The 13353-nt window shown below is 59.9% G+C and carries 12 protein-coding genes and 1 riboswitch; of the genes, 9 read left to right on the top strand and 3 right to left on the bottom strand.

Going from position 1 to position 13353, the window contains the following annotated elements; genetic code table 11:
* Positions 1-18 precede the first annotated feature (18 nt).
* The 3 genes from HMPREF3142_RS03245 (at position 19) to HMPREF3142_RS03235 (ending at position 3360) form a co-directional block, all read left to right on the top strand.
* Positions 19-1059 carry a LacI family DNA-binding transcriptional regulator gene (locus tag HMPREF3142_RS03245; RefSeq protein WP_070611568.1) on the top strand — a complete coding sequence of 347 codons (1041 nt, stop codon included), beginning with the start codon at positions 19-21 and terminating at the stop codon, positions 1057-1059.
* A gap of 191 nt (positions 1060-1250) precedes the next feature.
* Positions 1251-2174: a TIM barrel protein gene (locus tag HMPREF3142_RS03240; RefSeq protein WP_008804796.1), complete on the top strand. Its 924-nt coding sequence runs from the start codon at positions 1251-1253 to the stop codon at positions 2172-2174.
* Between the two features lie 13 nt (positions 2175-2187).
* On the top strand, positions 2188-3360 hold the full coding sequence (locus HMPREF3142_RS03235; protein WP_022065966.1) for a Gfo/Idh/MocA family protein: 1173 nt from the start codon (positions 2188-2190) through the stop codon (positions 3358-3360).
* 37 nt (positions 3361-3397) lie between these two features.
* Here the strand turns inward: HMPREF3142_RS03235 and HMPREF3142_RS03230 are convergent, their stop codons facing one another.
* The 3 genes from HMPREF3142_RS03230 to HMPREF3142_RS03220 form a co-directional block, all read right to left on the bottom strand.
* Complete coding sequence (locus HMPREF3142_RS03230) at positions 3398-4504, bottom strand: DUF4056 domain-containing protein (RefSeq protein WP_070611566.1); 1107 nt, start codon at positions 4502-4504, stop codon at positions 3398-3400.
* 65 nt (positions 4505-4569) lie between these two features.
* Entirely contained in the window at positions 4570-5514 is a 945-nt protein-coding gene (locus HMPREF3142_RS03225) for a porin family protein (RefSeq protein ID WP_012968151.1), read from the bottom strand.
* An 18-nt stretch (positions 5515-5532) separates the two neighbouring features.
* Positions 5533-6654: a BamA/TamA family outer membrane protein gene (locus tag HMPREF3142_RS03220; protein WP_070611564.1), complete on the bottom strand. Its 1122-nt coding sequence runs from the start codon at positions 6652-6654 to the stop codon at positions 5533-5535.
* Positions 6655-6874: 220 nt separating this feature from the next.
* Positions 6875-6976: riboswitch (TPP riboswitch) on the top strand.
* Positions 6977-7044: 68 nt separating this feature from the next.
* Here HMPREF3142_RS03220 and tenA point away from each other — a divergent pair.
* The 6 genes from tenA to HMPREF3142_RS03190 all read left to right on the top strand — a co-directional run bounded on the left by tenA (position 7045) and on the right by HMPREF3142_RS03190 (position 13345).
* Positions 7045-7740: a thiaminase II gene (gene tenA, locus HMPREF3142_RS03215; RefSeq protein ID WP_070611562.1), complete on the top strand. Its 696-nt coding sequence runs from the start codon at positions 7045-7047 to the stop codon at positions 7738-7740.
* A complete protein-coding gene (locus HMPREF3142_RS03210; RefSeq protein WP_012968149.1) occupies positions 7737-8465 on the top strand; it encodes an ABC transporter ATP-binding protein in 729 nt (242 codons plus the stop codon). Before tenA ends, HMPREF3142_RS03210 begins: the two co-directional genes overlap by 4 nt.
* Positions 8462-9202, top strand: coding sequence for an ABC transporter permease (locus tag HMPREF3142_RS03205; RefSeq protein WP_016161102.1), 741 nt, complete (start codon positions 8462-8464; stop codon positions 9200-9202). The genes HMPREF3142_RS03210 and HMPREF3142_RS03205 overlap by 4 nt, the downstream gene beginning before the upstream one ends.
* A gap of 24 nt (positions 9203-9226) precedes the next feature.
* On the top strand, positions 9227-10162 hold the full coding sequence (locus HMPREF3142_RS03200) for an ABC transporter substrate-binding protein (protein ID WP_008804789.1): 936 nt from the start codon (positions 9227-9229) through the stop codon (positions 10160-10162).
* Between the two features lie 306 nt (positions 10163-10468).
* Complete coding sequence (locus tag HMPREF3142_RS03195) at positions 10469-11854, top strand: diaminobutyrate--2-oxoglutarate transaminase (protein WP_008804788.1); 1386 nt, start codon at positions 10469-10471, stop codon at positions 11852-11854.
* 9 nt (positions 11855-11863) lie between these two features.
* Positions 11864-13345 (top strand): pyridoxal phosphate-dependent decarboxylase family protein, encoded by a 1482-nt coding sequence (locus tag HMPREF3142_RS03190; RefSeq protein ID WP_162493254.1) that lies wholly within the window; start codon positions 11864-11866, stop codon positions 13343-13345.
* Positions 13346-13353: the final 8 nt, after the last annotated feature.

Genomic DNA, 13353 nt, shown 5'->3' with positions numbered 1-13353 from the left:
TCACAAACGGCCATCACAGTGAAAAGATCCGCTACTAAAATCACGCTTGCCGATATCGCACGTGAAGCCAACGTCGGTATTGCCACCGTCGACCGGGTGCTCAACAAGCGTGCGGCGGTGAAGGAGTCCACGGCATTGAGCGTACTGGAGGCGGCACGACGACTGGGGTTTACCCTCGAGCAACCCCACTATCGTCTGGCGGCGGGTAAAGCGCCGGTCACGGTCAGAATGGGGTTTATTCTGCTGCAGGAGACCCACTCCTTCTACCTGCCGCTGGCCCAGGCGCTGACGCGAGAGGCAGCCCCATGGCTACCGGCGGGCCAGGTGCCGGTGATACTGCATTTTGCCATCGATGCGGTGGAAGCGATGGCTCAGGCCATTCACCGGCTAAGTGATGAGGTGGACGTGTTAGGCCTGGTGGCGCTGGACCACCCGCTGATTCGCCACGCGGTGGCCCGGGCTGCCGCCCGTGGCGTTCGCGTGTTCACCCTGCTTTCGGATCTGTCGGTCCCTCAGCGCAGCGGATATATCGGCCTCGATAATCAAAAAGCCGGGCGCACCGCCGCCTGGTTTATTGAGCGCTTATGTCGGGGTAATGGCGAAATTGGCATTATCATTGGCGACAATCGTTTTACCTGTCAGGAAAGCTGTGAGATCAGCTTCCGCTCCTGCCTGCGTGAACAAGGCATGGGGCAGCAGATCCTGGAGCCGGTTCGCAGCCATGAACGGGCGGATATCGCCAGGAGCGTGACGGAGCAGATGCTGAGTCAGTACCCGGCCCTGCAGGCGATCTATGCCCCCTGCGGCGGCGTCGAAGGCATTGTCGAGGCGCTGCGCGACAGCGGCCGTCAGCAGGCGATCACTCTGGTCTGCCACGGTCCGCTAAACGACAGTGAACTGGCGCTGATCGATGGCACCATCGACATCATGCTTAACCACCGGCTGGAGGCGTTTGCCGCTGCCACGCTACGCACCATAACGGACGCGGTTTCTCGCTCGCACAGCGAGGTGATTTCTCTCCCTCAGCCTTTCGATATCATCACCAAAGAAAATATGTAAACTCCCGGCCCCGCCGCCGCCGGGGCCAGTTAACGGGCAGACCGCGCCCGCCCTCAATTTGATAAAAAACTATCAAAGACTCCATCAATACAAAGCATGATGGCCATCAAAAAATCATCATTCCATCATTGTTGAGAATGAAATATTTATTCAATACTCAGCGGCATCCCCTGTGTAAAAAGGAAGCCAACATGACACTCTCAATCGCCAATGCCCCCTGCAGCTGGGGCGTGGATGACCCGAAAAACCCTGACCTTCCCGCCTGGGCTACCGTGCTGAAGGAGGCAGCGCAGGCCGGCTATCGCAGCATTGAGCTGGGGCCCTGGGGCTACCTGCCCACCGACCCGGCCAGCCTGCGCGCGGCGCTGGAGCAGCATCAGTTGTCGCTGGTGGCCGGTACGATCTTTGACGATCTGGTCAGCGAGGCCCATTTCCCCACCCTGGTGGCGCTGACCCATCAGATCTGCCGCAATCTGTCGCAGGTTCCGGCCGCCGAACCCACGCCAGGGCATCCTGTTCAGCCGCCTTACCTGGTAATTATTGATTTCGGCAACCCTGAACGGGCGCGCTTTGCCGGGCGCGGCGCGCTCGCTCCACGTCTTGATGACAAAGACTGGCAGCGCATGATGGCGCACATTACCGCCCTCAGCACCCTCGCCTGGCAGGAGTACGGTGTGCGGGCGGTTATCCATCCCCACGCCGGGGGCTGCATCGAATTTGCGGATGAAATCGAGCGGCTGGCGAACGATATTCCACACGACGTCGCGGGATTGTGTCTGGATACCGGGCATCTCTACTACGCCGGTATGGATCCGCTCGACTGGCTGGATCGCTATTACGCACGACTCGACTACCTGCACTTCAAGGATGTGGATCCGCAGGTTTACCAGCGCGCCATCGCCGAGGGCATCGACTTTTTCACCGCCTGCGCCGAAGGGGTAATGTGCCCGCTCGGCAGCGGCGCCATTGACTATCCGGCCATCAAAGACTTTCTTGCCCGTCGGGGGTATCAGGGCTGGATAACCATTGAACAAGAGCGTGATCCGCGCCATGCCGCAGGCAGCCTGCAGGCGGTCACGGAAAGTCTGCGCTATCTGCGCGACGTGGGATTCTGACAGGAGACGCAACATGATTAACGGTTTAAAACCTCTCGACCGCACCCTGCGCTGGGGCATGGTCGGCGGCGGCGGCAGCAGCCAGATCGGCTATATTCACCGCTCAGCGGCGCTGCGTGATAATACCTTTACGCTGCTGGCCGGCGCCTTTGATATTGATGCCGAGCGCGGACGCCAGTTCGGCCAACAGCTGGGGGTGGATCCCGAGCGCTGTTACGCCGACTACCAGAGCCTGTTCCGCGGCGAGGCGGAGCGTCCGGACGGCATTCAGGCGGTGTCGATTGCCACGCCAAATAACACCCATTATGCCATCTGCCGGGCAGCGCTGGAGGCTGGGCTGCACGTGGTGTGCGAAAAGCCGCTGTGCTTCAGCAGCGAGGAAGCAGACGAACTGGTGGCGCTCAGCCAGCGGCAGCACAAGATCATCGGGGTGACCTACGGCTATGCCGGCCACCAGCTGATCCTGCAGGCCCGACAGATGATCGCCGACGGGCTGCTGGGCGACATCCGTATCGTCAATATGCAGTTTGCCCACGGTTTTCACGCCCAGCCCGTGGAGCTGGAAAACGCCAGTACCCGCTGGCGGGTCGATCCTCGCTTTGTCGGCCCCAGCTATGTTCTGGGCGACCTGGCCACTCATCCACTGTTTCTGGTTGAAACCATGGCCCCACAGCTGAACATCACCCGGCTGATGTGCGCCAGACAAAGCTTCGTCAAAAGCCGCGCGCCGCTGGAAGATAACGCCCATGTGCTGATGGAGTATGACAACGGCGCCGTCGGCTCGCTGTGGAGCTCCGCCGTTAACTGCGGCTCCATGCACGGGCAAAAGGTGCGTATCGTCGGTGAAAAAGCCAGCCTTGAATGGTGGGATGAACAGCCCAATCAGCTGCGCTATGAAATCCAGGGCGAGCCGGTGCGCATCCTCGAGCGCGGCATGGACTACCTCGATCCGCTGGCGCGTCAGGATGACCGCATCGGCGGCGGCCATCCGGAGGGGCTGTTTGAGGCATGGTCGAATCTCTATCGCCGTTTCGCCATCGCCATGGATGCCGCCGACCGTCGCGACGAAGCGCTGCTGGCCGACTTCTGGTATCCGGACGCTCGCGCCGGCGCGTTCGGCGTGCGCTGGGTGGAAAACTGCGTACGGTCTGCCGACAACGGCGCCTGCTGGGTCGACTTCCGCTAACTCACTGGCTCAGGGCGCTCGCCCTGAGCCTTTATGGCTATTTTTCAATTCGTGCCAGCTGGGTCTTATCCGCCTCACGTGCGCTATCCGCCAGCGCCTGGAACGCGCCGGCGCCATAGTAATGCGCGGGAACCGGCAGCGCCTGCATATCATGCCCTGGGTAGATCTGCAGTTCGCCGAGGTCGCGTAAGCGGACCCCCCCAACCTGCTCCGGCATAGTCAGGCGATACGGCGGCAGGGTTTCGAAAGGGACCGGCGTCGGCAGCCGATTCTCCTGCAGATCATAGTTACGCTTCAGCACCAGAAACTTATCCGGCACCCGCCGGTGACTGTTCCACCAGTCGCCGTCGATCCGCTGAAACATCGCTTCCGTCTCCCCTCTCGTCGCCACCATCAGTCGGGTCAGCACCTGTTTCAGCGCCGTATCCATGGCCTGGTTATAGTCTTCCAGCGAACCACCGTGGCCGCTGAGGATCACGTTAATCGCCAGCCTGGCGCCGAGTAAATTGGAGTAGAGATCCTCCGGCGAAAAAGCGGAGATCTCCTCAGAAAACCCGGGGACCGACTGGAAGCCATACCACTGGGCAATCTCATGCCATTGGGCAATTTCGAAGGCCAGATGACCCGCCAGCCAGGCGGCCAGCTGATAGCGCTGCCTGACGCCCGCCGGCGGCGTAAAGGCATTCAGCTGAACGCGGCGTACGCCCAGCTCTTCACTGTAGAAGATCCGCCCCGCCTGGCCCAGCGTCGGCGCAATACGATTGAACAGATAGAAGGTGTAGTCCGCCGTATCGCGCACATGGGCGATATCAATAAACCCGCCGCGACGGGTATAGATGAGCCCGTTCTGCTCCTCGCTGAGCCCCAGCAGGTTTTTCACCGCCCCGAACGCGCTATCGTTGTAATGGTGCTTGCCCAGCGTATCCAGGGTCAGCACATTGCCAATCTGGTATACCGGGATCGGGATGCCCACCGCGCGCACGTGCAGGTCGTAACCAAAAGCGCAGCACGGTCGCAGCGACTCCGGCGGCGGCAGCTCACCCAGGGTGGGCACCGGATGGATCGCCGTCACAGCGGGCAGCACCGGATCCTGCGCCAGCGCCGGCAGCGACAGTGCAAACAGCAGCCATAAGGCTTTACGCATCAACAGCCTCTCCACAACAACAAAAGAGCGCGCATCTTACCGGCAGATGACGCCAGCAGTTTTAGTTAAAAACGGTATTCACCGGAGACAAAGAAGCTATTGCGCTCGTTAAAACCAAATTCAGTCAGCACGTTAAAGTTTTTGGTGACTTCATACTGGGCGCCAATCAGCATATTCCAGGGTGAGGTTAGCTTCTGCTTGACGTCGAATTTCCCCTCGCCGTCTTTATTGACTGCGGCAATCAGGGGCTGAAGCTCTGGCGGCATATGCAGGTCGGCCAGATCGCCTTTAAACTCCTGCTGCACGTCCTGATACATGCTCCCGACCCACAGGCTGAGGTGGGACGGCCCGTCGATCCCCTGAAAACTGAAGCGGTAGCCGACGCGCGGCGAGACGGTGACCGCCGAGATGCTGCCGTCGAGAATATCGAAATCGGTACGGGTGTAGTTAGTGTCTACTAACCCGAACCAGTTGCCGTATCCCCCGGCGAGCGTAAAGCCGGTTCCCCAGGTGGTTCCTTTGAAATCAAGCGTAAAATCAATATTCTGCAGTTTTCCGCTCTGATAAAGCTGGTGAACCGCGCCGGCGATCACCCGATCCAGACCGCGAAACTGCGAAGGATCCGAATCCACGGAGACCTGGGAGACAGACGACCCGCGGGTATGCCCCACCAGCCCGTAAACGTTGAGAAACGGAAAGACCCACATATCGAGGCGCAGGTTTTCGGTTTTGCTCTTCTCGCGGGTGTGCCCGGCATCGATGGCGAACATATCGCTGGGAATGGGATGGTTGCCCAGCTTAAGCCCGGAAAAGGTAATACTGTCGACCATGATATCCTGACGGATATTCATATAGCTCAGGTTGACGCCGTAGGGTAACGGGATCGAATACCCCCGGGCGCGCGCCTCATCGCCCCATATCGGAAAATAGCTGTCGCTCTCGCTCTGCTCCGCGGCCGACGCGCCACAGGCCGCCAACAGCAGCGTTAACACCGTTCCGGATGCTCTCATTGTTATTCTCATGTGTAGTTATAAACCCGAACCGACATTGCAATAGACCGCCTGCTCATGCTCACTGAACGCCACGTCAATCCCGGTACGCAAACCGTACTGCCGTGCAATCAGGTAACGAAAACCGGCCCCCCATGCCACCTCTGACTGTTCCCCTAACGTGCCCGCCGTGTCAGCGGCGCTCCCCGCGCCAACGAATCCCTGCAGGATCCAGCGCGGGGTGAAGGCCCAGGCCAGCTGGGTTTGCGCCGTGACCACGTAGTCACCCTGATAGCGGTAGCGCGAAATGCCGCGCAGCTCGATATAGGGACGTGCCATCGGCATCAGAGGGTTATCATGGTGGGTTAATGACTGATAATTGCCCGCGACCGCCAGCGTCAGCGTGTGGCTGAGCGGAATAAAAACCTTCCCGTCCAGCGAGAAAGTGTTGTAGTGATAATCGCCCCCAAGCAGCGAACGGAAAAAACGATATTCACCCTTCAGCGCTAGCCCACTCTGAGGATAGAAAATATTATCGGTGGTGTCATATTCCGCCACCACCCCCAGCGCCGAAGAGGTGCTGTTTTGCCCGAGCACCTGCTGCCAGACCCGATTGACCACCGGGTTGTCGCTAGAGACATCCGCTCGGGCATATACCTGCGAAGCTCCGAGGAATACCGGCGTGTCGCCCACGCGAAACAGCAGTTTTTGCAGCGCAGCGATGCCTTTGGTCTCCGTCTGCACCGATTTACCGTGACTGAAGCCGCCCGTATCGCCGGAATAGATATCCAGATTAACGTTAGCGTAACCCGCCCCCACCAGGTAACGAATGTGGTCATGTTGCCAGGTGTGGCGATGACCGCCGCCAATAAACCAGGTCCCGTTCTGCGTGGCGGCCCCGCCAAAGGCGGTAAGCGGCGGAGGAATAAACTGCCCACTTTCCCGGCTGCCTTTACCGTGTAAAAACAGGCCAAACAGCCCTCCGCCATAGCCGATCGCCGGCTCGGTGATCGCCAGCGGCACCGGCAGAAAACCATAACGGTTTTCCGCGAGATACTGACTCATATCGAGCATGCCATCTTCCGCATCGAACAGATCGGCGGCATCACCAGGCGGGCACAACAGGAACAGAAGCGCCAGCGTGGACAGCGGAAATTTCATGCTCACTCCGGGGCTTTGGGGCGCGCACAACACGCGTGGCGAACAGGATTATCACAACGGGGTAATGAAAATATAACGTATGAGAATAATGCTCACCAACGCGCAGTCGCCTGTTTTTCGGGTATTTTTAAACGAAAAAGTGCTGGCTATCACAGAAAAATGCCATCGCGATACAGGGCAGCGCGGTGATTGTATTCAAAAGGTGAATATCGTATAACATAGCGCTACCGAGGGGTGTCCCGTGAGGGCTGAGATGGCGCAAGCCGAACCCTTTGAACCTGATCTGGGTCATGCCAGCGAAGGGACGGGTCGGCAATTTTGCCTGCATTACCGCCATTGCCTGTTCACACCCCTGCACGCCCGGATCTCCCCTGAATATCTGGAGGTCCTGTGATAATTCCCGCGTTTAGCCATGGTCTTTATGGCCGTTTACGCCAGCTGGCCGCCGCTGACTGGCAGCACTATGTGGCGCATCCTTTCGTCCAGCAGCTTGCCGAGGGCACCCTGGCGGAAAGCGCATTTCGTCGCTACCTGACCCAGGATTATCTGTTTCTGATCCACTTTGCCCGCAGCTATGCGCTGCTGGTGAGTAAACTGCGCACGCTGCCGGAGATGCGGGCCGCGGCCGCCTCAATGAACGCCATCCTCAACGAACTGCCGCTGCACGTCGGTTACTGCGCTCAGTGGGGCATTAGCGAGCAGGAGATGGCTACCCAGCCTGAAGCGCCGGAAACCATTAACTATACCCGCTACGTGCTGGATATTGGCCACTCGGGTGACGCGCTGGATCTGCTGGTCGCGCTGATGCCCTGCGTGGCCGGTTATGCGGAAATCGGTCTCGGCCTGCTGCAGCATCCCGCCACCCGACTGGACGATAACCACTACGCCTCGTGGATCCGCAACTATGGCGATGAAGGCTATCTGCACGGCGTCAACGCCGCGCTGGCGCTGCTGGAAACGGTGTGGCAGCAGCGCGGGAGCGAGGCCCGGATCACTGAGCTGAGCGAGATTTTAACCACTGCCACCCGCCTTGAGGCGCAGTTCTGGCAGATGGGCCTCAACGCGACGGCGGAGACCCGGGCGTGACGGCGCCGGGTATTGAGGTCCGTGGCCTGAGCCTGCATTTCGGCGACCGTCGGTTGTTCGACAACCTGTCGTTTACGGTCCCCGGCGGGCAGTGGGTGTCGCTCCTCGGCGCCAGCGGCGCCGGCAAAACCAGCCTGCTGCGGGTGATGGCCGGTCTGGCGCCCGCCACCCGGGGAGAAGTGGTCGCCAGCGATGGGCAACCGATTCAGGGCCGTCTGGCGTGGATGGGGCAGAAAGATCTGCTCTACCCCTGGCTGAGCGTCCGGGACAACGTCGCCCTCGGCGCGCGGCTGCGCGGTGAAAAAGTCGATCGTGCCCGGGTCGCCGCCCTGCTTGAGCAGGTGGAGCTCTCGTCCTGGGCCGACGCCCGGCCGGCAACCCTCTCCGGCGGCATGCGTCAGCGCGCCGCGCTGGCCCGCACCCTGTATGAGGACCGCCCCATCGTGCTGATGGATGAGCCTTTCTCGGCGCTGGATACCCTCACCCGCACGCGCATTCAAACTCTGGCCGCCACCCTGCTGGCTGGTCGCACGGTGGTGCTGATCACCCACGATCCGCAGGAGGCCTGCCGGCTGAGCCACCGCCTGCTGGTCCTCTCGGCGGCAGACGGCGACATCGATGACAGCCATCACCTTGCCGGCACACCTCCGCGCGCGCCGGACGCGCCCGATCTCTTGATTAGCCAGGCCGCCCTGCTGCAGCAACTGATGAGGGCCCATCCATGACCGGACGTCTCTGGCGGGGAGGTATGGTGTTCTGCGGCCTAATGATCCTCTGGGGTCTGGCCAGCCGCAGCGGCATTCCTCACTTTCTTTTACCCTCCCCGATGGCGGTCGCCGAGGCGCTGTGGGTTAATCGCGCCTATCTCGGCTGGAACACGCTTATCACGCTCAGTGAGATCCTGAGCGGCCTGGCGCTGGGCGTGACGCTCGGTGTCACCCTGGCGCTGGGTATGATCCTCTCTCCGCGTCTGCAGCGCTGGCTGATGCCGCTGGTCCTCACCAGTCAGGCGATCCCGGTCTTTGCCCTCGCCCCGCTGCTGGTGCTGTGGCTGGGCTTTGGCATGAGCGCCAAAGTGGCGATGGCCGTGCTGGTGATTTTCTTTCCAGTGACTTCCGCCTTCTTTGATGGCTTGCGACGGGTCAACCAGGAGTATCTCGATCTGGCGCGCAGCATGAACGCCTCCTTCGGCGCTCAGCTGCGGCATGTCCGCCTGATGGCTGCCCTGCCTGCGCTGGGCTCGGGCCTGCGGATGGCGGCGGCGGTGGCGCCCATCGGCGCGATTATCGGCGAATGGGTCGGCTCCGCTGAGGGGCTGGGCTACGTCATGCTCAATGCCAATGCGCGGCTGCAAACCGATATCTGCTTCGCCGCGCTGTTTATTTTAGTGCTACTGACCCTCCTGCTGTGGCTGGCGGTAGATACCCTGCTACACCGGCTGATCGACTGGTCACCGGAATAAAGATGAAGTAATAAAGGAAAACAGATGAAAAAGTCGCTTTTCGCCGGGGCAACCCTGACGGCACTGGTCAGCGGCCACGCGCTGGCCAATGAACCGCTGACGCTGGTGCTGGACTGGTACATTAACCCCGACCATGCGCCGATTATGGTGGCCGAGCAGATCGGCGCCTTTAAGGCTCAGGGGCTGGACGTCAAGATTGTCCCTCCCTCCGATCCCGCGCTGCCTCCCCGCATGGTGGCCGCCCGTCAGGCGGATCTGGCCATCACCTACCAGCCGCAGGTGCACTTCTTCGCTGACGAAGGGTTACCGCTGGTGCGCGTCGGGACCCTGATTAACTCGCCGCTGAACACGGTGATCGCTCTCAATAAGCAGATCAAAACTCCGGCAGATCTGCAAGGTAAGAAGGTGGGCTATTCGGTCAGCGGCATTGAGCAGGCCACCCTGTCGACCATGGCGCAACACGCGGGTATCGATCCGGCCAGTATCAAACTGGTTAACGTCAATTTCCAACTGACCAGCGCCCTGCTGGCGGGCCAGGTGGACGCGGTCATCGGCGGCTACCGTAATATAGAAGCACAGGAGCTGAAGCTGCAGGGCAAAACGCCGGTAGTGATGAACGTCGAAGATTACGGCGTGCCGGCCTATGACGAGCTGGTGATTGTCGCCCATCGCGACGCGATTCATGAGGCCAAGATCCGTAAATTCCTCACCGCCCTGCAGGCCGGAGTGAGCTATCTGCGCGCCCATCCGCAGGAGAGCTGGGAGGCGTTTGCCGCCGCCCACCCGGAGCTGAAAACCGAACTCAACCACCAGGCGTGGCTGCAAACCGTGCCGCTGTTCGCCACCGATCCGGCGGCGCTGGATAAACCGCGCTACGAAGCTTATGAACAGTTTTTATATAACAATAAGTTGGTGAAAAAAGTCACACCTTTAACAAATTATGCGGTGGAACTGCATTGAGACTTGCTATCGCTGACGGAAGGCATTCCGTCAGCGTTTTAACGCAGCGGCAATAAAAATATAGAGACTTTCTCACTAATAATTACACTTTAAAGGGTTATCGTGACACGCAGTTGTTCTATTATAATTCAGCAGGTTACGTTAATTATTGCCCCGGTAAGAATAACGTCAAAATAACGCAATCAATAAAACGTTGAATGCGGATTTAAAAAGCCATATATTGTGCGCGCTTTATGAATGCCAATTCAATTCCTTAGACCAATTATTCAACCAGCGTTCAACCGCAATGCTGGTTGTGGGAGTGATATGATGACGGATAAAGTCCGTATTGATACTTTACGTGCCGATTTATTAGACGCAAACAACGAAACCTTTTTGGCCCGTCAGGCCGAATTCGAATCGAATGTCAGGAGTTACCCGCGTAAGTTACCGCTGGCTATCACTAAAGCTGAAGGCGTGTGGCTGACGGATGCGGATAACAAACAGTACCTGGACTGCCTCGCGGGCGCCGGTACTCTCGCTCTGGGCCACAACCACCCTGATGTATTGCAGAGCATCCAAAGTGTCATTACCAGCGGCTTGCCGTTACATACCCTCGATCTGACTACCCCGTTAAAAGATCGTTTCTCCGAATACCTGCTCTCTTGCCTGCCGGGCGAAGGGAAAGAGTATTGCCTGCAGTTCACCGGTCCTTCCGGCGCTGACGCCGTGGAAGCCGCGCTGAAACTGGCGAAAAAATACACTGGCCGTACGGCGGTGATCAGCTTCTCCGGCGGCTATCACGGGATGACCCATGGCGCGCTGTCCGTCACTGGCAACCTGTCGCCGAAAGCGGCGGTTAACGGCATGATGCCGGAAGTCCAGTTCATGCCTTACCCGCACCTGTATCGTTGCCCGCTGGGCATCGGCGGCGAAGCCGGCGTGAAAGCCCTGACCTACTACTTCGAAAACCTGATCAACGACGTGGAGAGCGGCGTCCGTAAACCGGCGGCGGTGATCCTCGAAGCCGTGCAGGGTGAAGGCGGCGTGAACCCGGCGCCGGTTGAGTGGCTGCAGCGCATCCGCAAAGTGACCGAAGAGCATGGCATTCTGCTGATCGTCGATGAAGTGCAGGCTGGCTTTGCCCGTACCGGTAAATTCTTCGCCTTCGAGCACGCCGGTATCCAGCCGGACATCATCGTGATGTCGAAAGCGGTCGGTGGCGGTCTGCCGCTGGCGGTGCTGGGCATTAAAAAACAGTTCGACGCCTGGGAACCGGGTCACCACACCGGCACCTTCCGCGGCAACCAGCTGGCGATGGCTACCGGTCTGACCACCCTGCGTCACCTGCGCGACAACAAGATTGCCGACAAAGTCGCTGCCCAGGGCGAGTGGCTGAAAGGCAAACTGGCCGAGCTGCAGAAGCGCTACCCGGTCATTGGCCACGTACGCGGTCTTGGTCTGATGATCGGTATCGAAATCGTCAAGCCGAACGAAGCGCAGGATCACATGGGCTGCTACCCGGCTGACGGCGAACTCTCTGCCCTGCTGCAGAAGAAATGCTTCGAAGCGGGCCTGATTCTGGAGCGCGGTGGTCGTCACGGCTGCGTGCTGCGTCTGCTGCCGTCCCTGCTGATCAGCAACGCGGAACTGGATGTGTTCCTCGACAAATTCGAACAGGCCCTGCTGGCCGCCGGCGTAAAGCCGGTCTGAGTGGAGTCAGTGACCACCATGTCCACATTGAATCCGATTCTTGCTGGTTCAGCGCAGAGCGTTGAAGCCTATCAGCAGGTTATCGAGCAGACCAGCCAGGCCGTTGTGCAGTGGCTGAAGCAACCTGAGATGTATCAGGGGAAAAGCGTTGACGAGCTGCGTGAGCGTATCTCCCTTGAATTTAACGAACAGGGTTTGGGTAACCAGGCGGCGATTGATCGTGCGATCGAGTACTTCCTGAAAGACAGCCTGTCGGTGCATCACCCGCAGTGCGTGGCGCACCTGCACTGCCCGAGCCTGGTAATTAGCCAGGCGGCGGAAGTGTTGATCAACGCCACCAACCAGAGCATGGACTCCTGGGACCAGAGCCCGTCGGCAACCATCATTGAGATGAAGCTGATTGAATGGCTGCGCGCCCGGGTCGGTTATCCGGCTGGCGACGCCGGCGTCTTCACCAGCGGCGGCACCCAGAGCAACCTGATGGGCCTGATGCTGGCGCGCGACGCCTTCTTCGCCCGTCAGGGGCACTCCATCCAGCAGGATGGGCTGCCGGGGGATATCCGCAAGTACAAAGTATTGTGCTCGGAAAACGCCCACTTCTCGGTGCAGAAGAACATGGCGCTGATGGGCCTCGGCTACCGCTCGGTCACGCTGGTGAAAACCGACGAATTCGCGCGGATGGACGTGTCCGATCTGAAAGCGAAGATTGCGCAAGCGCAGGCTAACGGCGAGCAGATCATGGCGATCGTCGCCACCGCCGGCACCACCGACGCGGGGGCTATCGACCCGCTGCGCGACATCGCCGGTATCGCCGCGGAACATCAGATCTGGCTGCACGTTGACGCAGCCTGGGGCGGCGCGCTGCTGCTGTCTGAGCAGTATCGTGACTACCTTGACGGTCTGGAGCTGGTGGATTCCGTTACCCTGGACTTCCACAAGCAGTTCTTCCAGACCATCAGCTGCGGCGCCTTCCTGCTGAAGGACGCGCGCCATTACGAGCTGATGCGTTATCAGGCGGCCTATCTGAACTCCGAGTTCGATGAAGAACACGGCGTACCGAACCTGGTGTCTAAGTCGCTGCAGACCACCCGTCGCTTCGATGCGCTGAAGCTGTGGATGGGTCTGGAAGCGCTGGGCCAGAAACAGTATGCGGCGATCATCGATCACGGCGTCACGATGGCGAAAAACGTGGCGGAGTACGTGAAGTCGCAGCCGACGCTGGAGCTGGTGATGCAGCCGCAGCTGGCGAGCGTGCTGTTCCGTTCCCGTCCGGCGCAGATGGCGCAGAGCGACGCGGCGGCTATCGCGCTGCTCAACCAGCGCGTCGGCGATGCCCTGCTGGCTTCCGGCCGCGCTAACGTTGGCGTGACCGAGCATAACGGTGTCACCTGCCTGAAGCTGACCCTGCTGAACCCGGTGGTGACGCTGGATGACGTGAAGGTTCTGCTTAACCTGGTGGAACGCACCGCTCAGGAGCTGCTGGCGCAATAACCAGCCCT

The sequence above is a fragment of the Klebsiella sp. HMSC16C06 genome (assembly GCF_001808325.1).
Lineage (GTDB): Bacteria > Pseudomonadota > Gammaproteobacteria > Enterobacterales > Enterobacteriaceae > Klebsiella > Klebsiella variicola.
This window is presented reverse-complemented; position numbering and strand designations above follow the sequence as displayed.